The 20612-nt window shown below is 52.6% G+C and carries 14 protein-coding genes, 1 tRNA gene and 3 rRNA genes; 8 read left to right on the top strand and 10 right to left on the bottom strand.

The window, feature by feature from the left end:
* The first annotated feature begins 117 nt into the window (after positions 1-117).
* The 4 genes from glnA to L466_RS23540 all read left to right on the top strand — a co-directional run bounded on the left by glnA (position 118) and on the right by L466_RS23540 (position 4407).
* Positions 118-1527 (top strand): glutamate--ammonia ligase, encoded by a 1410-nt coding sequence (gene glnA / locus L466_RS20790; protein WP_014172249.1) that lies wholly within the window; start codon positions 118-120, stop codon positions 1525-1527.
* 185 nt (positions 1528-1712) lie between these two features.
* Positions 1713-2762: a nitrogen regulation protein NR(II) gene (glnL, locus tag L466_RS20795; protein ID WP_014172250.1), complete on the top strand. Its 1050-nt coding sequence runs from the start codon at positions 1713-1715 to the stop codon at positions 2760-2762.
* An 11-nt stretch (positions 2763-2773) separates the two neighbouring features.
* Entirely contained in the window at positions 2774-4186 is a 1413-nt protein-coding gene (gene glnG, locus L466_RS20800; RefSeq protein WP_020883985.1) for a nitrogen regulation protein NR(I), read from the top strand.
* A gap of 110 nt (positions 4187-4296) precedes the next feature.
* Positions 4297-4407 carry a YshB family small membrane protein gene (locus L466_RS23540; RefSeq protein ID WP_032670298.1) on the top strand — a complete coding sequence of 37 codons (111 nt, stop codon included), beginning with the start codon at positions 4297-4299 and terminating at the stop codon, positions 4405-4407.
* Between the two features lie 64 nt (positions 4408-4471).
* On the opposite strand, the gene hemN is transcribed toward L466_RS23540, so the two are convergent.
* Positions 4472-5845, bottom strand: a complete 1374-nt coding sequence (hemN, locus tag L466_RS20805; protein ID WP_032680057.1) for an oxygen-independent coproporphyrinogen III oxidase — start codon at positions 5843-5845, stop codon at positions 4472-4474.
* Positions 5846-6033: 188 nt separating this feature from the next.
* Complete coding sequence (gene yihI, locus L466_RS20810) at positions 6034-6549, bottom strand: Der GTPase-activating protein YihI (RefSeq protein ID WP_014172254.1); 516 nt, start codon at positions 6547-6549, stop codon at positions 6034-6036.
* 578 nt (positions 6550-7127) lie between these two features.
* Here yihI and yihA point away from each other — a divergent pair.
* Positions 7128-7757: a ribosome biogenesis GTP-binding protein YihA/YsxC gene (yihA, locus tag L466_RS20815; RefSeq protein ID WP_014172255.1), complete on the top strand. Its 630-nt coding sequence runs from the start codon at positions 7128-7130 to the stop codon at positions 7755-7757.
* A gap of 311 nt (positions 7758-8068) precedes the next feature.
* Here the strand turns inward: yihA and polA are convergent, their stop codons facing one another.
* Positions 8069-10861, bottom strand: coding sequence for a DNA polymerase I (gene polA / locus L466_RS20820; protein ID WP_032680056.1), 2793 nt, complete (start codon positions 10859-10861; stop codon positions 8069-8071).
* A gap of 440 nt (positions 10862-11301) precedes the next feature.
* On the opposite strand from polA, the gene L466_RS20825 reads away from it, so the two are divergent.
* Complete coding sequence (locus tag L466_RS20825; RefSeq protein ID WP_032679750.1) at positions 11302-12210, top strand: acyltransferase; 909 nt, start codon at positions 11302-11304, stop codon at positions 12208-12210.
* Positions 12211-12234: 24 nt separating this feature from the next.
* Here the strand turns inward: L466_RS20825 and dsbA are convergent, their stop codons facing one another.
* The 3 genes from dsbA to L466_RS20840 all read right to left on the bottom strand — a co-directional run bounded on the left by dsbA (position 12235) and on the right by L466_RS20840 (position 14217).
* The gene (dsbA, locus tag L466_RS20830) at positions 12235-12858 is read right to left on the bottom strand and encodes a thiol:disulfide interchange protein DsbA (protein ID WP_020883990.1); all 624 of its coding nucleotides are present in this window, start codon (positions 12856-12858) and stop codon (positions 12235-12237) included.
* 27 nt (positions 12859-12885) lie between these two features.
* On the bottom strand, positions 12886-13872 hold the full coding sequence (locus L466_RS20835) for a serine/threonine protein kinase (RefSeq protein WP_020883991.1): 987 nt from the start codon (positions 13870-13872) through the stop codon (positions 12886-12888).
* A 75-nt stretch (positions 13873-13947) separates the two neighbouring features.
* Entirely contained in the window at positions 13948-14217 is a 270-nt protein-coding gene (locus tag L466_RS20840) for a YihD family protein (protein WP_010436801.1), read from the bottom strand.
* 68 nt (positions 14218-14285) lie between these two features.
* Between L466_RS20840 and mobA the strand changes: the two genes are divergently transcribed.
* Together mobA and mobB are read left to right on the top strand one after the other, a co-directional pair.
* Complete coding sequence (gene mobA / locus L466_RS20845; RefSeq protein WP_032679272.1) at positions 14286-14870, top strand: molybdenum cofactor guanylyltransferase MobA; 585 nt, start codon at positions 14286-14288, stop codon at positions 14868-14870.
* On the top strand, positions 14867-15370 hold the full coding sequence (gene mobB, locus L466_RS20850) for a molybdopterin-guanine dinucleotide biosynthesis protein MobB (protein ID WP_032680055.1): 504 nt from the start codon (positions 14867-14869) through the stop codon (positions 15368-15370). Before mobA ends, mobB begins: the two co-directional genes overlap by 4 nt.
* Before the next feature lie 74 nt (positions 15371-15444).
* On the opposite strand, the gene rrf is transcribed toward mobB, so the two are convergent.
* The 4 genes from rrf to L466_RS20870 form a co-directional block, all read right to left on the bottom strand.
* A 5S ribosomal RNA gene (rrf, locus tag L466_RS20855) occupies positions 15445-15560 on the bottom strand.
* Between the two features lie 63 nt (positions 15561-15623).
* Positions 15624-18529: ribosomal RNA gene (locus tag L466_RS20860) — 23S ribosomal RNA — on the bottom strand.
* Between the two features lie 192 nt (positions 18530-18721).
* A tRNA-Glu gene (locus tag L466_RS20865) sits at positions 18722-18797 on the bottom strand.
* Between the two features lie 85 nt (positions 18798-18882).
* Positions 18883-20422: ribosomal RNA gene (locus L466_RS20870) — 16S ribosomal RNA — on the bottom strand.
* The 16S, 23S and 5S rRNA genes sit together here with 1 tRNA gene alongside, the layout of an rRNA operon.
* Positions 20423-20612: the final 190 nt, after the last annotated feature.

Here is a 20612-nt window from a genome sequence, read left to right as displayed (position 1 = left end):
AGTTGGCACAGATTTCGCTTTATAAAAATACGGCAAAAAAATGGCACACAGCCAGCCCAAGACAGAAATTGAAGACCTCGTTACCACGACGACAATGACCAATCTGGAGAGTTAAGTATGTCCGCTGAACACGTTTTGACGATGCTGAACGAACATGAAGTGAAGTTTGTTGATCTGCGCTTCACCGATACCAAAGGTAAAGAACAGCACGTCACTATTCCTGCTCATCAGGTAAACGCCGAATTCTTTGAAGAAGGCAAAATGTTTGACGGCTCCTCCATTGGCGGCTGGAAAGGTATCAACGAATCTGACATGGTTCTGATGCCTGACGCTTCCACTGCGGTCATTGATCCGTTCTTCGAAGAACCAACCCTGATCATCCGTTGCGACATCCTCGAGCCAGGCACACTGCAGGGCTACGACCGCGACCCACGCTCCATCGCGAAACGCGCTGAAGAGTACCTGCGTTCAACCGGTATCGCAGACACCGTACTGTTCGGGCCAGAGCCAGAATTCTTCCTGTTTGATGACATCCGTTTCGGTGCCTCTATTTCTGGCTCCCACGTTGCCATCGACGATATCGAAGGTGCATGGAACTCCTCCACCAAATACGAAGGTGGTAACAAAGGTCACCGTCCTGGCGTTAAAGGCGGTTACTTCCCGGTTCCTCCGGTCGACTCCGCTCAGGACATCCGTTCCACCATGTGTCTGGTGATGGAAGAGATGGGCCTGGTGGTTGAAGCTCACCACCACGAAGTGGCGACTGCGGGTCAGAACGAAGTGGCAACCCGCTTCAACACCATGACCAAAAAAGCAGACGAAATTCAGATCTACAAATACGTTGTGCACAACGTTGCGCACCGTTTCGGTAAAACCGCGACCTTCATGCCAAAACCAATGTTTGGCGATAACGGTTCCGGTATGCACTGCCACATGTCTCTGTCCAAGAACGGAACCAACCTGTTCTCTGGTGACAAATATGCCGGTCTGTCTGAGCAGGCTCTGTATTACATTGGCGGCGTAATCAAACACGCTAAAGCGATCAACGCCCTGGCGAACCCAACCACTAACTCCTACAAGCGTCTGGTCCCAGGCTACGAAGCACCGGTAATGCTGGCGTACTCTGCGCGTAACCGTTCTGCTTCTATCCGTATCCCGGTGGTGGCGTCTCCTAAAGCGCGTCGTATCGAAGTTCGCTTCCCGGATCCAGCTGCTAACCCATACCTGTGCTTCGCAGCACTGCTGATGGCGGGTCTGGACGGTATCAAGAACAAGATCCACCCAGGCGAAGCTATGGACAAAAACCTGTACGACCTGCCGCCAGAAGAAGCGAAAGAGATCCCACAGGTTGCAGGCTCTCTGGAAGAAGCCCTGCAGGCGCTGGACGCAGACCGCGAGTTCCTGACTGCGGGTGGCGTGTTCACTGACGACGCTATCGATGCTTACATCGCCCTGCGTACTGAAGAGAACGACCGTGTGCGTATGACGCCACACCCGGTTGAGTTCGAACTGTACTACAGCGTTTAAGTTTCAATGAGTTTCGCGCGCCCTTTTACGCGCGATCTCACAAGCTTTTATTTGTTGCCGTGGAAACTTTCAGCCCATCTCCGGATGGGCTTTTTTCTCCACCAACAAACTGATCTCACGCGCTTTTTACGACGAAAAAGCTATACTGCACTAAATTAGTGCAACCAACTCCAGGAGACTGCTGAATGGCAACTGGCACGCTGCCCGATGCTGGGCAGATCCTCAATTCTTTGATTAACAGTATTTTGCTGGTCGACGACGAGCTGGCCGTACATTACGCCAACCCGGCGGCGCAGCAGCTGCTCGCCCAGAGTTCACGCAAACTGTTTGGCACCCCGCTTCCGGAATTATTGAGTTATTTCTCGCTGAATATTGGCCTGATGCAGGAAAGTCTGCAGGCCGGTCAGGGCTTTACCGATAACGAAGTCACGCTGGTGATCGACGGGCGCTCACATATTTTATCGCTTACCGCACAACGGCTTCCTGAAGGGCTGATCCTGCTTGAAATGGCGCCGATGGATAATCAGCGCCGCCTGAGCCAGGAACAACTTCAGCATGCCCAGCAAATTGCCGCCCGTGACCTGGTGCGAGGCCTGGCGCATGAAATCAAGAACCCGCTGGGTGGCTTACGCGGTGCGGCACAACTCCTGACCAAAGCGCTGCCCGACCCTGCGCTGGCGGAGTACACCAACGTCATCATTGAGCAGGCAGACCGCCTGCGTAACCTGGTTGACCGTCTGCTCGGGCCACAACAGCCCGGCATGCATGTCTCAGAAAGTATTCATAAAGTGGCTGAGCGGGTTGTGAAACTCGTCTCGATGGAGCTGCCGGAGAACGTCACGCTGGTCCGTGACTACGACCCAAGCCTGCCGGAACTGGCGCACGACCCGGATCAGATTGAGCAGGTCTTGCTGAATATTGTGCGTAATGCCCTGCAGGCGCTGGGGCCGGAAGGGGGCGAAATTATTTTGCGCACCCGCACCGCGTTCCAGCTCACACTGCACGGCGTGCGCTATCGTCTGGCTGCCCGCATCGACGTTGAGGACAACGGGCCGGGTATTCCGTCGCATCTTCAGGACACCCTGTTCTACCCGATGGTCAGCGGTCGCGAAGGCGGTACCGGCCTGGGGTTATCCATTGCCCGTAGTTTGATCGATCAACACTCTGGAAAAATTGAATTTACCAGTTGGCCGGGACATACCGAGTTTTCGGTTTTCCTGCCGATTAAAAAATAAAGGTGACGTTTATGCAACGAGGGATAGTCTGGGTAGTCGATGACGATAGCTCCATCCGTTGGGTGCTTGAACGCGCGCTCACAGGGGCAGGATTAAGCTGCACGACGTTTGAGAGCGGCAGCGAAGTGCTCGACGCACTCACCACCAAAACGCCGGATGTGCTGCTTTCGGATATTCGCATGCCGGGAATGGACGGACTGGCGCTTTTAAAGCAGATCAAACAACGCCATCCTATGCTTCCGGTCATCATAATGACGGCGCATTCCGACCTGGACGCCGCGGTGAGCGCCTATCAGCAAGGGGCGTTCGATTACCTGCCCAAACCGTTTGATATCGACGAAGCGGTCGCCCTGGTTGAGCGCGCGATCAGCCACTACCAGGAGCAGCAGCAACCTCGTCACACGCCTGACTTCGGGCCCACGACGGACATCATTGGCGAAGCGCCAGCCATGCAGGATGTGTTTCGTATCATTGGCCGTCTGTCACGCTCGTCCATCAGCGTACTGATTAACGGTGAATCGGGAACCGGTAAAGAGCTGGTAGCGCATGCCTTACATCGCCACAGCCCGCGGGCAAAAGCACCGTTTATCGCCCTGAATATGGCCGCCATCCCGAAGGATTTAATTGAATCTGAACTGTTTGGCCATGAGAAAGGGGCTTTTACCGGCGCAAATACCATTCGCCAGGGTCGCTTCGAGCAGGCTGACGGTGGAACACTCTTCCTGGATGAAATCGGCGATATGCCGCTGGATGTCCAGACCCGTTTGCTGCGCGTGTTGGCCGACGGACAGTTTTATCGCGTAGGTGGCTATGCGCCGGTGAAGGTCGATGTACGCATTATTGCCGCGACGCACCAGAATCTGGAGCAGCGCGTCCAGGAAGGTAAATTCCGTGAGGATTTATTCCATCGCCTGAACGTGATCCGCGTTCATTTGCCACCGCTACGTGAACGCCGTGAAGATATTCCCCGCCTGGCGCGTCATTTTCTGCAGGTCGCTGCCCGTGAGCTGGGCGTGGAAGCCAAGCAGTTGCACCCGGAAACCGATGCCGCCCTCACCCGTCTGGCGTGGCCGGGCAACGTGCGTCAGCTGGAAAACACCTGTCGCTGGTTGACCGTAATGGCCGCCGGACAGGAAGTCCTGATTCAGGATTTACCGGCTGAACTGTTTGAAGCGACTGCGCCAGAAAGCAGCACCGGACATGCATTGCCGGACAGCTGGGCGACACTGCTGGCGCAGTGGGCCGATCGCGCGCTGCGTTCCGGTCATCAAAACTTACTGTCTGAAGCCCAGCCCGAGATGGAGCGCACGCTGTTGACCACCGCACTCCGCCATACACAGGGCCATAAGCAGGAAGCGGCACGCCTGCTGGGATGGGGACGTAATACCCTGACGCGTAAGCTGAAAGAGCTGGGCATGGAGTGATCTTTACCCTTGTGTAAAGGTTATTAATTGAGCGCAAATTGCTGCTATTTTGCGCTTTACTGTATCAATGATTTTTGTATGATCGTGCCCGGAAAGTGAGGGTGATCATCATGCTGGAAACATTAGTGAATATGCTCTCAAGTGGAGCAGCTGAAAGCCACACGCCACAAACAGCCGTTGCTGCTGTGCTGTGCGCGGCGCTGGTTGGGCTGTTTAGCTAGAGAGTCGCTAACAAAAAAGCCGGGTAGCGGCTTCGCCTTACCCGGCCAAATATGTTGGCACGTCTTAAATGACGCGTGAGAACTGCTGCAGACGCGCTTTCTGACGCAGATAGGCGTCGAAGCACATGCAGATATTACGAATCAACAGGCGCCCTTTGGGTGTCACGTCAATTGCACGTTCTGAAACATCCACCAGCCCATCTTTTGCCAGAGGCGCTAACAGCTTCAGGTCATCAGCAAAGTAATCGCTGAAATGCAGTTCCCACTGCGTTTCCACCTCGCTGAAATCAAGACGGAAGTTACAGATGAGCGCCTTAATCACATCACGACGGATGCAGTCATCGCGCGTTAACGCGATACCGCGCCACAGCGCGTTGCCCGCGTCATCTACCTGCTGATAGTAAAGCTTCAGCTCTTTCTGGTTCTGCGCGTAGCAGTCACCGATCATGCTGATGGCGGAGACGCCCATCCCCAGCAAATCGGTGTCGCCCTGGGTGGTGTAGCCCTGGAAATTTCGGTGCAGTACGCCTTCGCGCTGGGCAATAGCCAGCTCGTCATCCGGACGAGCAAAGTGATCCATCCCGATGAACTGATAACCGGCTTCGGTCAGCGAGGCGATGGTTTCCTGCAGAATATCCAGCTTCTGTTGGGCAGAAGGCAGGTCGGCATCTTTGATTTTGCGCTGAGCGGCAAACAGCGTCGGCAGATGCGCATAGTTAAAGACGCTCAGGCGGTCCGGGTTGAGTTCGGCCACGCGTTTCAGCGTGAAGGCGAAGCTCTCCGGCGTTTGCTTAGGCAGGCCGTAAATCAGGTCGATATTGGTCGACGTAAAGCCGATATCGCGGGCGTGGTTGAGTAAGGCAAAGATAAACTCTTCATCCTGCTCACGGTTCACCAGCCGCTGCACCTCTTTGTTGAAGTCCTGCACGCCCATGCTCAGGCGATTGAAACCTTCAGCGCGTAAATGATCCAGTACATCCAGCTCAATTTCGCGCGGATCGACCTCGATCGAGATTTCAGCATCGTCGTTAAAACGGAAGTTGTTGCGCAGGAGCGTCATTAAACGGCTGATCTGCGCTTTATTCAGATACGTTGGCGTCCCCCCACCCCAGTGAAGCTGGCTGACGTGACGGCCGGCAAACAGCGGGGCACGGTGCAGAATTTCCTGCTCCAGCGCATCCAGATACTGATCGGCTTTATGTTGCTGACGGGTAACGATTTTATTGCAGCCGCAGAAGTAGCAGAGCTTGTGGCAGAACGGAATATGGACATAGAGCGACAGCGGTCGCTCGGGGTAGCGCGCGACAGCCTGCTGAAACGCCGCCTCGCCGAAACTATCGGAGAACTCCAGCGCGGTGGGGTATGACGTATAACGCGGCCCGGAATAGTTATATTTCTGGATTAGGGCCAAATCCCAGTCGATAGTTGGTACAGACATGCTCACTCCTTCCGTTGGTGTCGCGTTCGCATACGGCGGCCCGTTCTGGTCCCATCTCGGGCCATCACTCGGGTGCGCAGCCACTTCTGTCGCCGCGACAACCGCCGTAGTTTAACGAATAACCACACCAGATAACATATAACCGGAAGGGTTATTAGCAGGACTATCGTCCCTGCCGGATGCAAATGTTAGTTTCCACCCTTCAGAAGACGCATCATATCTTCCTGCTTTTCGTCTTCTTCTTCGTCTTCGTCATCGTCGTAAGACAGACCCAGCTTCTGCATCAGCTCATCAATGCGGTCCAGTTTGGCATCAACCCATGACTGCTCTTCGGCGGTCAGGGTTTCCCCCTCTTCAAGACGTTCCAGCAGCGCGTCCAGGCGCTCATCGTTCTCCAGCAAATCCAGCTCAGCCTGCGGTGAAAGCATAGGTTTCTCGCTCTTTGGTTTGTGCTGCTTAGTGACCGGGGTGTCTGTCACGCCCAGTGGAACAGGTGTTTTACTGCCAATACGTGGGTCTTTCTGCTGCTTGTTTTTCGCAGAAGCGCCAGAAGCATCACCACCGTTTGCACGGCTACCCGCAGCATGACCGCGATGTTTTTTATCGCGTTTGCGATCGCGCGATTCCTGGTTCAGTTCTTCGCGCGTTTTGCGGTGTGCTTTTGCAGGGCGTTTAGCGCCCGCAGCGGAGGTCGGTTTTTTCATGATGTTTTATCTTTAAGTCGTTTTCTTCAGTATAGAATTGCGGCGAAATCTAGCAGAAAGCAAGCAAAGAAAAAAGGCGACAGAGCAATCTGTCGCCTTTTTTCCTGACTCACAACCCTTAACGGGTCAGACATTCCGTGTTTGCCAACAACAAACCCTGTTTATCCCTTGGCTAATACCATCCGTGATACGGTTCCGTTTCCTGTTAAAACGCCTCCAGGCGTTGGTCATCCTGACAATCCTGCGTCTTCGCCTCCTGGCGCTCCTGACCCTAATCCTTAAGTCTGTTTCCTGTTGGCTTCCTCGCCCTGACGCACACTTTACCCTGTTCAGTTAAACTGACAAGCAACGAAACGGCACAAAAACGGATTTTCAGATAATTACCCGAGAATAAGCTTATGATTTAAAACAATTTGGCTTTTTTAACGCCTGCGAATTCTCTGAAATCTCCCATAGTATTCATAGCCGATCTCTCACAACCGCCAGGGTTTTAACCTACAGGCACTGTGCAATCAAAAAAGTCTTTTGCCGGCATTCAGGTATAATCCCCCTCAGATTACGATTTTGGAGACGACCACGTGACTACCTGGAACTACCAACAGACGCATTTTGTCACCAGTGCGCCCGATATCCGCCACCTTCCTTCTGATACTGGCATTGAAGTGGCTTTTGCTGGCCGCTCTAACGCGGGGAAATCCAGCGCCCTGAATACGCTGACCAATCAAAAGAGCCTGGCGCGTACCTCAAAAACACCTGGCCGTACTCAGCTGATTAACCTGTTTGAAGTGGCAGAAGGCAAACGCCTGGTCGACTTACCGGGATATGGTTACGCGCAAGTACCGGAAGAGATGAAGATCAAATGGCAGCGTGCGCTGGGTGAATACCTGGAAAAACGCCAGTGCCTGAAAGGTCTGGTGGTGCTGATGGATATCCGCCATCCCCTGAAAGATCTCGATCAGCAGATGATCGACTGGGCTGTCTCAAGTGAGATAGCCGTGCTGGTACTGCTGACTAAAGCGGATAAACTGGCGAGCGGCGCGCGTAAAGCGCAGGTGAATATGGTTCGCGAAGCGGTGCTGGCTTTTAACGGCGACGTACAGGTAGAGCCGTTCTCCTCACTGAAAAAGCAGGGTGTCGACAAGCTGCGTCAGAAGCTCGATAGCTGGTTCAACGAGCTGGAACCCGCGACGGAAGCGGAAGAAGAGTAATACCGAGCGCGGCGATGTCCGCGCTTTTTTTGCCTGGATTTTTCTTTGCCGCAATAAAAAACGCCCCAGTCATTACTGACTGGGGCGGCTAAAATATTCAGCCAAATCCGATTACGTGAAGTAAAAGGTCTGAAAGATAGAACATCTTACCTCTGTACCCTACGCGAATAACTCTACCCCTTTTTTTGCTGTAGAAAAAGCACTTTTTGTAGTTTTTTTTCATTCTTTACATAGGGAATTCTAATGATCGTCACAAAACGCACTTTGTTATGTTGCTAACTTACATAAAAAGCGCGTTATTGGCAGAACCCTTAGTGAGCTTGATCCCAGTTTTCACCGCTGCCCACTTCCACCAGCAACGGCACGTCAAGCGTCATGCTGCTTTCCATCAGTTCGTGGATCTTCTTCGACACGGTGTCCAGATCATCTTTGTGGACTTCGAATACCAGTTCATCGTGTACCTGCATGATCATCTTCACGCGTGGCTTCTCTTTTTCCAGCCAGGCATCAACCGCAATCATCGCGCGCTTAATAATGTCTGCCGCCGTCCCCTGCATCGGGGCGTTGATGGCAGCACGTTCTGCACCGGCACGACGCGCGGCGTTGCTTGATTTGATGTCCGGCAGATAAAGGCGACGGCCATCCAGGGTTTCGACGTAGCCTTTCTCCTTCGCCTGCGCACGGGTGCGTTCCATATATTCCAGCACGCCCGGATAACGCTCGAAGTAGAGATCCATATACTTCTGCGACTCTTTACGCGGAATGTTGAGCTGGCGCGAAAGGCCAAAGGCGCTCATGCCGTAGATCAGACCGAAGTTGATCGCCTTAGCACTGCGACGTTGCTCGTGAGTCACGCTGTCCAGCGGCAGCCCAAAGACTTCAGCCGCCGTTGCACGGTGGATATCTTTTCCTTCCGCAAAGGCCGTCAGCAGCCCCTTGTCGCGTGACAGGTGCGCCATAATACGCAACTCAATTTGCGAGTAGTCGGCCGAGACGATCAGGTAGTCGTCTGGCGCGATAAACGCCTGACGGATACGACGGCCTTCTTCATTGCGTACCGGGATGTTCTGCAGATTTGGATCGGTCGAGGAGAGACGACCGGTCGCCGCCACAGCCTGATGATACGAGGTATGCACGCGGCCCGTTTTAGGGTTGATCATCAGCGGAAGTTTATCGGTATAGGTAGACTTCAGCTTCGCCAGACCACGGTACTGGAGAATCACTTTTGGCAGCGGGTAATCCAGCGCCAGTTCCTCAAGCACTTCTTCAGACGTTGATGGCGCGCCGCCAGGGGTTTTCTTCAGCGGCTTAATTCCCTGTTTTTCAAACAGGATGGTCTGAAGCTGTTTCGGAGACGAAAGGTTAAACGGTTCGCCGGCAAGCTCATGCGCCTTCTGCTCAAGCTCGGTCAACCGCTGCGCCAGTTCTCCAGAGTGGTTATGCAGCACCGTCGGATCAATTTTTACGCCGTTGCGCTCAATGCGCGAGAGCACAGGTACCAGCGGCATCTCAATGTGCTGGAACACGTTCAGCGGACCTTCGTGCTTCTGCAGTTTTAGCCACATCTTCAGGTGCAGTTGCAGCGTGACATCGGCGTCTTCGGCCGCGTAGCGACCCGCTTCTTCCAGGGCAATCTGATTGAAGGTGAGCTGGTTTTTACCTTTTCCGGCAATCTCTTCAAAGGTAATGGTCTTATGCTTGAGCCAACGGTCGGATAAGGAGTCCATATCGTGACGACCCGCCACGCTGTCGAGAATGTAAGATTCCAGCATGGTATCGAACGCAATGCCGCGCAGCTCAATGCCATAGTTTTGCAGAATGCCGCGATCATATTTGAGGTTTTGCCCGACCTTAAGCGCCTTGTCATCTTCCAGAATCGGCTTCAGCAGCTCCAGCACACGCTCACGCGGGATCTGATCAGGCGCATCGAGGTAATCATGTGCAACGGGCACATAGGCCGCCATTCCCGGCTCCGTCGCAAATGACAGGCCGACCATATTGGCCGAGATGTTATCGAGGCTGTCGGTTTCCGTGTCGAAGGCAAAGAACGGCGCTTTTTTGAGTTTCTCAATCCACGCCACCAGCTGTGACTCTTCAAGGAGGGTTTCGTAATTGTCGAAAGAGAGCGCGATGGCCTCTTCTTCTGCCAGCTCTTCGGCATCAATGACAATCGTCTCCTTTGGCTTAGCGGCCGGTTTGGCCCCTTTTGCCTGCAGCCATTTACCGGCTTCCACGTCCGTGGTCCAGCGCTTGAATTCGTATTTCTTAAACAGGCTTAGCAGTTCGTCTGCGGAAGGCTGCTGCACTTCCAGCTGCTCACAACCCAGTTCCAGTTCAACATCGGTTTTAATGGTTGCCAGCTTATAGGAGAGATAAGCCACCTCTTTGTTCTCTTCCAGCTTTCCGGCCATGGTTTTTGCACCACGGAAGGAGAGGCCGGCGATTTTTTCCGGCTCCGCGTACAGTGTATCCAGTCCGCCCAATCCCTGAAGCAGCGCCTGGGCGGTCTTTTCACCCACGCCAGGTACACCCGGGATGTTATCCGAGGAGTCGCCCATCAGCGCGAGGAAGTCGATAATCAGCTCTGGCGGCACGCCATATTTTGTGACCACCTCTTCAGGCCCCAGGATGGTGTTGGTCATGGTGTTAATCAGGGTGATACCTGGCGTTACCAGCTGCGCCATATCTTTATCCCCTGTACTGATCAGTACCGGACGACCCATTTTTTCTGCTTCACGTGCCAGCGTACCTATTACGTCATCGGCTTCGACCCCAGAGACGGCCAGCAGCGGCAAGCCCATCGCTTTTACCATCGCGTGCAGCGGTTCAATCTGCGCACGCAGATCGTCAGGCATTGGCGGACGGTGAGATTTGTAATGCTCAAAAAGCTCGTCGCGGAAGGTTTTACCTTTCGCATCAAACACCACTGCCGCATGGGTTGGCTGGTACTGAAGAATCAGGCTGCGCAGCATGTTTAGCACGCCGTACATTGCGCCGGTAGGTTCCCCTGCGCTATTGGTCAGAGGAGGAAACGCATGATACGCCCGATACAGGTAAGAAGAGCCGTCGACGAGAATAAGAGGGTTTTCTGGGATCTGAACCATAATGTCCGTGCCTTTAATCAATTTATGCGTAAAGGATGCCACAGAAGGATGAAAACATCAGTTATTAGCGCCAGATACAGGAAAAGATTTTGCGATCGTGAGGATCGCTCGCAAAAATAAATCTGTGGATAAGTTTGTGCATACTTTTACGTCACAGGAATAACAGACGCTAAAAGTACATACCTCATAATAAATAGATGCTATATATCATAGAGTTATTATGTTTCATTTGATCTTCATGGCCAATTGATGACAATTTAGTCTATGTGGATATAAGCCCAGGGCCGCATGCCGTTATAGCGAAATCTTCTGCTCCCGGGCGTTATCCCGCAACGCCTGGCATGAAAGCACCCTTATTTTGTCTGATTTCTGATAAAATCAGCGCCCTGCACCGGATAGCCGGCCGCTCACTTACAGCTAACCATCTGAAAAAGCTCATCATGTCGAGATTGCTCGCAGCAATAACATTACCTTTAAGCATCATTTTAACTATTCTGGTGACTGTCGCCTGTTCTGTGCCGATCATTATTGCCGGCATCATTAAGTTGCTGCTGCCCGTGCCCGTGGTATGGCGAGCCGTATCCGCATTTTGTAATTTTATGATGTACTGCTGGTGTGAAGGACTGGCGTTCCTGTTGTACCTGAACCCACACCTGAAGTGGGATGTGGAAGGGCTTGAAGGCCTCAACAAAAAGAACTGGTACCTGCTTATCTGCAACCACCACAGTTGGGCAGACATCGTGGTGTTATGCGTGCTTTTCCGCAAACATATCCCGATGAACAAATACTTTCTGAAACAGCAGCTCGCCTGGGTGCCTTTTATCGGTCTGGCCTGCTGGGCGCTCGATATGCCGTTTATGAAACGCTATTCGCGCAGCTATTTGCTTCGTCATCCGGAGCGTCGTGGTAAAGATGTGGAAACCACGCGCCGTTCCTGCGAAAAATTTCGCGCGCATCCGACAACCATTGTGAACTTCGTGGAAGGCTCGCGCTTTACGGAAGAGAAGCGTCAACAAACTCGCTCTCCTTATCAGCACCTGCTGCCGCCCAAGGCTGCGGGCATTGCGATGGCGCTTAACGTGTTGGGCGCGCAGTTCGATAAATTACTCAACGTCACGCTCTGCTATCCGGAAAACGACAGGACACCGTTCTTCGATATGCTCAGCGGCAAGCTGACGCGGATCGTTGTACGCATCGAGCTGGTGCCGGTTGATGACGGGTTGCACGGGGATTACGTTAACGATAAGAATTTCAAACGTCTTTTCCAGCGTTGGCTGAATACGCTCTGGAATGAGAAAGATGAACAGATAGAAAAGATTAAATCTTCATACAAAAACGCCGGTCAGTGACCGGCGTTTTTTTCTTTATTGCTCTTACTTCTTCTCGACCAGATATTTCACGGTATCCGCGTACTGCTGTACGAAGATATCCATGCTGCTGGTGTCCATGCCCTGCGTGTTCAGCTGATATTTGCCGTTAACATACATCGCCGGAACGCCCTGCAGCTGAAGGTCTGCGGCGGCTTTTTCCTGCTGGGCTACCAGAGATTTCACCACAAAGCTGTTCCATGCCGCGTCGTATTCTTCACCTTTCACACCGGCATCCACGAAGACTTTACGGATATCTGCAGTCGTCTGAACTGTCTGGGTTTTCTGGACTGCTTCAAACATTGGTGCAGTGATCTTATCTTCCACGCCCAGCGCGATAGCTACCGCCCACGCCTGAGTCAGGTCTTTACCCAATGGGCCCAGGAACTCAACGTGATACTTGGTCATTTTGGTGCCTTCTGGCAGCTTTTTCTTCACGTTATCGGAAACATGCAGCACCTGCTCGAACTGATAGCAATGTGGGCAATAAAACGAGAAGAACTCCAGAACCTGTGGCTCGCCAGCGACTGGCTTTTCCAGTGTCGTATACTGTTTGCCGTCGGTAAACTGCGCAGCAGAAGCGCTAAATGCCAGAATCATACCTGCCAGCGCCAGCCAAATTTTTTTCATGATTAACTCTCTCCTGGGTGTGTCCAATTAATACATCGGCGTTAATTGCAGAGGGGGCTCCTTAAGAACCTTAACCTGCTCAGTAAATGTGGATATCTGGCTGCGCCAGTAATCCTCTCCGGTAAGCCACGGGAAATTACGGGGAAATGCAGGATCGTCCCAACGCCTGATTAACCATGCGAGATAATAAACAAAACGCATCGCGCGTAAAGGTTCAATCAGGACAATTTCGTCTGAATTAAAAGGGCTAAACTCTTCATAGGCCTCAATAATCGTTTCAAGCTGCATCCGTTGCTCAGCTTTATCGCCATTGAGCAGCATCCACAGGTCCTGAACCGCTGGCCCCATACGTGCATCATCGAGATCGACGAACAGCGGGCCATCACGCCAGAGAATATTACCAGCGTGACAATCGCCGTGCAGACGCAGAACGGAAATATCATCGCGCCAGCAGGTTTTCACCGCATCAATAAGTTTATCGGTCGCGTTGAGGAAATTATCCTTAAGCGCTTTGGGGATTAGCGCCGAGGTTTCAAATACCTGACGAGGTTCAAGCAGGTATTCCTGAATACCGATTGTCGGACGGGCAATAAAGTCTTCTTTGCGTCCTGTCTGGTGAATGCGTCCCAGATATCGGGCAACCCACTCCATCTGATCGATATTATCCGCTTCAAACTGGCGGCCCCCCAGGCTTGGGAATACGGCGTAGTAAAACCCTTCGTGGGTGAGCAGCGTTTGGTTATTAAATTTAAGCGGCGCGGCAACGGGAACATCATCATCCAGCAGATCGTGAGCAAACTGGTGCTCTTCCTGAATTTGTTCTGCGGACCAACGTTGAGGGCGATAGAACTTTACGACGAAGCGCTGACGATCCTCGTCCTGAAACTGATAGACGCGGTTTTCGTAGCTATTTAAGGGGGTTAGCCCGGAATCCACCCGAATACCCTGTTCAAACAGCGCATCCATAATGGTATCCGGGTGTAATGTCTGGAAAGTAAAAGCCTGGTCGTTCATCCGATCATCCGGAAATTATACGAATGATTCAGGATATCATCTTGTGGCGATTTCGGTGCCGCCGCTTACAAGCTTTTACTCTTTAATTACGCCACGTGCGCGTAGCAACGCGGTTTTAAAATCTTCCTCATAATCTTTCTGAATACCAGGAATAACAGCGTCTTTGGCAGAGTCGCGCATTTTGAGATGGTAGATCAGGATATCGTCAGAAAGGTCTGTCAGTTCGCCGTCAAAACCTGACTCTTTCGCCAGTTTCTGTAAAAATTGCATCAGATTAAGCTCTGGCTCTTTTTGCCAGGCCGGCTGGAGGAGTTCAATGACTTCATTCAGACGTTTACATTTCATGGTGGTGCTCCTTTCATTGAGAGTGACACGTTAGCAGGGTCAATCCCACAATAAAAGAGGCGATATTCATGAATCATGGCCAACAAATAATCGGCGTTGTTCTGGCGGGTGGCAAGGCAACCCGAATGGGGGGGAAAGATAAAGGTCTTCAGCTCCTTAACGGTAAGCCACTCTGGCAGCATGTCGCTGATACGCTTGCGGACCAGGTCATGACAATGGCCATCAGCGCTAACAGGCATAGAGATGTTTATCAGCGTAGCGGGTATCCCGTTTACGAGGATACGCAGGAGAATTACCCCGGGCCGCTGGCCGGTATGCTTTCGGTTATGCAGCAGTCGCACGGGGAGTGGTTTATCTTCTGTCCGTGTGATACCCCGTTTATTCCGTCTTGTCTTGTCGAACGCATGGTACGGCTTCGTGGTAGCGCACCCGTTGTCTGGGCCCATGATGGTGAGCGTGACCACCCTGCTGTTGCGTTGATCCACCGTTCGTTAGTTCCGGCGTTACAGGAGTACCTGACGGCAGGAGAGCGCAGGGTGATGGCTTTTATGCGCCAGTCAGGCGGCCATCCCGTCGATTTTAGCGATTTGAAATCGGCGTTTATGAACGTCAATACCACAGAAGATTTGCAGATGATGCAGGAGAAAAAATGATACCTGTTTTGGCCATTTCAGCCTGGAGTGGTACCGGGAAAACGACGCTGCTGAAAAAACTGATCCCTGCGCTTTGCGCTAAAGGTGTTCGCCCCGGATTAATTAAGCATACGCATCATAATATGGATGTCGATAAGCCGGGAAAAGACAGCTATGAGCTGCGTAAGGCGGGAGCAGCCCAAACGATGGTGGCGAGTGATCAGCGCTGGGCATTGATGACTGAAACACCGGATGAAGCGCCGCTGGATCTCATGTATCTGGTTAGCCGGATGGATCACTCTACTCTGGATCTGGTGCTGGTTGAGGGGTTTAAGCATGACGCGGTGGCAAAGATCCTGCTGTTCAGAAGCCATGCCGGGCATGATGTTCACGAGCTGACGCTCGATGAGCATGTGATTGCAGTCGCCAGTGACGTAGCCCTGGATCTGGAGATACCGGTACTGGATTTGAATAACGTTGAGGAGATCGCCGCGTTTATTTTGAATTGGTGTGCTGTCTGATGCTCTCTCTGGTGGTGGGAAAAACCCAAAGCAAAAAACCCCGCACCATACGGTACGGGGTTCTTTTAATTGATGCCTGGCAGTTCCCTACTCTCACATGGGGAGACCCCACACTACCATCGGCGCTACGGCGTTTCACTTCTGAGTTCGGCATGGGGTCAGGTGGGACCACCGCGCTAAAGCCGCCAGGCAAATTCTGTTATCTGTATCAGCTGAAAATCGTCTCTCATCGCCAAAACATCTTCGGCGTTGTAAGGTTAAGCCTCACGGTTCATTAGTATCGGTTAGCTCAACGCATCGCTGCGCTTACACACCCGACCTATCAACGTCGTAGTCTTCAACGTTCCTTCAGGAGACTTAAAGTCTCAGGGAGAACTCATCTCGGGGCAAGTTTCGTGCTTAGATGCTTTCAGCACTTATCTCTTCCGCATTTAGCTACCGGGCAGTGCCATTGGCATGACAACCCGAACACCAGTGATGCGTCCACTCCGGTCCTCTCGTACTAGGAGCAGCCCCCCTCAATTCTCCAGCGCCCACGGCAGATAGGGACCGAACTGTCTCACGACGTTCTAAACCCAGCTCGCGTACCACTTTAAATGGCGAACAGCCATACCCTTGGGACCTACTTCAGCCCCAGGATGTGATGAGCCGACATCGAGGTGCCAAACACCGCCGTCGATATGAACTCTTGGGCGGTATCAGCCTGTTATCCCCGGAGTACCTTTTATCCGTTGAGCGATGGCCCTTCCATTCAGAACCACCGGATCACTATGACCTGCTTTCGCACCTGCTCGAGCCGTCACTCTCGCAGTCAAGCTAGCTTATGCCATTGCACTAACCTCCTGATGTCCGACCAGGATTAGCTAACCTTCGTGCTCCTCCGTTACTCTTTGGGAGGAGACCGCCCCAGTCAAACTACCCACCAGACACTGTCCGCAACCCGGATCACGGGTCTACGTTAGAACACCAGCCATTAAAGGGTGGTATTTCAAGGTTGGCTCCACGCAGACTGGCGTCCACGCTTCAAAGCCTCCCACCTATCCTACACATCAAGGACCAGTGTTCAGTGTCAAGCTATAGTAAAGGTTCACGGGGTCTTTCCGTCTTGCCGCGGGTACACTGCATCTTCACAGCGAGTTCAATTTCACTGAGTCTCGGGTGGAGACAGCCTGGCCATCATTACGCCATTCGTGCAGGTCGGAACTTACCCGACAAGGAATTTCGCTACCTTAGGACCGTTATAGTTACGGCCGCCGTTTACCGGGGCTTCGATCAAGAGCTTCGCGTTACCGCTAACCCCATCAATTAACCTTCCGGCACCGGGCAGGCGTCACACCGTATACGTCCACTTTCGTGTTTGCACAGTGCTGTGTTTTTAATAAACAGTTGCAGCCAGCTGGTATCTTCGACTGATTTCAGCTCCACCCGCAGGGGCTTCACCTACATATCAGCGTGCCTTCTCCCGAAGTTACGGCACCATTTTGCCTAGTTCCTTCACCCGAGTTCTCTCAAGCGCCTTGGTATTCTCTACCTGACCACCTGTGTCGGTTTGGGGTACGATTTGATGTTACCTGATGCTTAGAGGCTTTTCCTGGAAGCAGGGCATTTGTTACTTCAGCACCGTAGTGCCTCGTCATCACACCTCAGCGTTAACAAGGAACCGGATTTACCTGGAACCTCCGCCTACATGCTTAAACCGGGACAACCGTCGCCCGGCTAACATAGCCTTCTCCGTCCCCCCTTCGCAGTAACACCAAGTACAGGAATATTAACCTGTTTCCCATCGACTACGCCTTTCGGCCTCGCCTTAGGGGTCGACTCACCCTGCCCCGATTAACGTTGGACAGGAACCCTTGGTCTTCCGGCGAGCGGGCTTTTCACCCGCTTTATCGTTACTTATGTCAGCATTCGCACTTCTGATACCTCCAGCACCCCTCACAGGACACCTTCAACGGCTTACAGAACGCTCCCCTACCCAACAACACATAGTGTCGCTGCCGCAGCTTCGGTGCATGGTTTAGCCCCGTTACATCTTCCGCGCAGGCCGACTCGACCAGTGAGCTATTACGCTTTCTTTAAATGATGGCTGCTTCTAAGCCAACATCCTGGCTGTCTGTGCCTTCCCACATCGTTTCCCACTTAACCATGACTTTGGGACCTTAGCTGGCGGTCTGGGTTGTTTCCCTCTTCACGACGGACGTTAGCACCCGCCGTGTGTCTCCCGTGATAACATTCTTCGGTATTCGTAGTTTGCATCGGGTTGGTAAGCCGGGATGGCCCCCTAGCCGAAACAGTGCTCTACCCCCGAAGATGAGTTCACGAGGCGCTACCTAAATAGCTTTCGGGGAGAACCAGCTATCTCCCGGTTTGATTGGCCTTTCACCCCCAGCCACAAGTCATCCGCTAATTTTTCAACATTAGTCGGTTCGGTCCTCCAGTTAGTGTTACCCAACCTTCAACCTGCCCATGGCTAGATCACCGGGTTTCGGGTCTATACCCTGCAACTTAACGCCCAGTTAAGACTCGGTTTCCCTTCGGCTCCCCTATACGGTTAACCTTGCTACAGAATATAAGTCGCTGACCCATTATACAAAAGGTACGCAGTCACCCCATAAAAGAGGCTCCCACTGCTTGTACGTACACGGTTTCAGGTTCTTTTTCACTCCCCTCGCCGGGGTTCTTTTCGCCTTTCCCTCACGGTACTGGTTCACTATCGGTCAGTCAGGAGTATTTAGCCTTGGAGGATGGTCCCCCCATATTCAGACAGGATACCACGTGTCCCGCCCTACTCTTCGAGTTCACAGCCTGTGTGCTTTCGTGTACGGGACTGTCACCCTGTACCGTGCGACTTTCCAGACGCTTCCACTAACACACAAGCTGATTCAGACTCTGGGCTGCTCCCCGTTCGCTCGCCGCTACTGGGGGAATCTCGGTTGATTTCTTTTCCTCGGGGTACTTAGATGTTTCAGTTCCCCCGGTTCGCCTCGTTAACCTATGTATTCAGTTAACGATAGTGTGACGAATCACACTGGGTTTCCCCATTCGGACATCGCCGGGTCAAAGGTTCATATCACCTCGCCGGCGCTTTTCGCAGATTAGCACGTCCTTCATCGCCTCTGACTGCCAGGGCATCCACCGTGTACGCTTAGTCGCTTAACCTCACAACCCGAAGATGTTTCTTTCGATTCATCACCGGTTTGCGAAAATTTGAGAGACTCGAACACACATTAACTGTGTGTCGTTTCAATTTTCAGCTTGATCCAGATTTTTAAAGAGCAAATATCTCAAACGTCACCCGAAGATGAGTTTTGAGATATGTCGGCAGGTGACTTTCACTCACGAACCAGCAAGTGGCGTCCCCTAGGGGATTCGAACCCCTGTTACCGCCGTGAAAGGGCGGTGTCCTGGGCCTCTAGACGAAGGGGACACTGAAGTCTCAATCGCAAGACGCCTTGCTATTTACTTTTCATCAGACAATCTGTGTGAGCACTACAAAGGCAGGTTCTTTAAGGTAAGGAGGTGATCCAACCGCAGGTTCCCCTACGGTTACCTTGTTACGACTTCACCCCAGTCATGAATCACAAAGTGGTAAGCGCCCTCCCGAAGGTTAAGCTACCTACTTCTTTTGCAACCCACTCCCATGGTGTGACGGGCGGTGTGTACAAGGCCCGGGAACGTATTCACCGTAGCATTCTGATCTACGATTACTAGCGATTCCGACTTCATGGAGTCGAGTTGCAGACTCCAATCCGGACTACGACGCACTTTATGAGGTCCGCTTGCTCTCGCGAGTTCGCTTCTCTTTGTATGCGCCATTGTAGCACGTGTGTAGCCCTACTCGTAAGGGCCATGATGACTTGACGTCATCCCCACCTTCCTCCAGTTTATCACTGGCAGTCTCCTTTGAGTTCCCGGCCGGACCGCTGGCAACAAAGGATAAGGGTTGCGCTCGTTGCGGGACTTAACCCAACATTTCACAACACGAGCTGACGACAGCCATGCAGCACCTGTCTCAGAGTTCCCGAAGGCACCAAAGCATCTCTGCTAAGTTCTCTGGATGTCAAGAGTAGGTAAGGTTCTTCGCGTTGCATCGAATTAAACCACATGCTCCACCGCTTGTGCGGGCCCCCGTCAATTCATTTGAGTTTTAACCTTGCGGCCGTACTCCCCAGGCGGTCGACTTAACGCGTTAGCTCCGGAAGCCACGCCTCAAGGGCACAACCTCCAAGTCGACATCGTTTACGGCGTGGACTACCAGGGTATCTAATCCTGTTTGCTCCCCACGCTTTCGCACCTGAGCGTCAGTCTTTGTCCAGGGGGCCGCCTTCGCCACCGGTATTCCTCCAGATCTCTACGCATTTCACCGCTACACCTGGAATTCTACCCCCCTCTACAAGACTCTAGCCTGCCAGTTTCGAATGCAGTTCCCAGGTTGAGCCCGGGGATTTCACATCCGACTTGACAGACCGCCTGCGTGCGCTTTACGCCCAGTAATTCCGATTAACGCTTGCACCCTCCGTATTACCGCGGCTGCTGGCACGGAGTTAGCCGGTGCTTCTTCTGCGGGTAACGTCAATTGCTGCGGTTATTAACCACAACACCTTCCTCCCCGCTGAAAGTACTTTACAACCCGAAGGCCTTCTTCATACACGCGGCATGGCTGCATCAGGCTTGCGCCCATTGTGCAATATTCCCCACTGCTGCCTCCCGTAGGAGTCTGGACCGTGTCTCAGTTCCAGTGTGGCTGGTCATCCTCTCAGACCAGCTAGGGATCGTCGCCTAGGTGAGCCGTTACCCCACCTACTAGCTAATCCCATCTGGGCACATCTGATGGCAAGAGGCCCGAAGGTCCCCCTCTTTGGTCTTGCGACGTTATGCGGTATTAGCTACCGTTTCCAGTAGTTATCCCCCTCCATCAGGCAGTTTCCCAGACATTACTCACCCGTCCGCCACTCGTCACCCGAGAGCAAGCTCTCTGTGCTACCGTTCGACTTGCATGTGTTAGGCCTGCCGCCAGCGTTCAATCTGAGCCATGATCAAACTCTTCAATTTAAGTTTGATGCTCGTGAATTAAACTTCGTAATGAATTACGTATGTTCACTCAGAGACTTTGGTATTCATTTTTTGTCCGAAGACATTAAGAATCCATGTCACTTTGAGTGCCCACACAGATTGTCTGATAAATTGTTAAAGAGCAGTGCCGCTTCGTTTTCGCTGCGGCGCGGGGTGTGCATATTACGCT

Source organism: Enterobacter sp. BIDMC 30, assembly GCF_000534355.1.
Taxonomy (GTDB): Bacteria; Pseudomonadota; Gammaproteobacteria; order Enterobacterales; family Enterobacteriaceae; genus Enterobacter; species Enterobacter ludwigii.
Note: the sequence above shows the minus strand (reverse complement) of the source record. Positions and strands in the feature narration are given on the sequence as shown.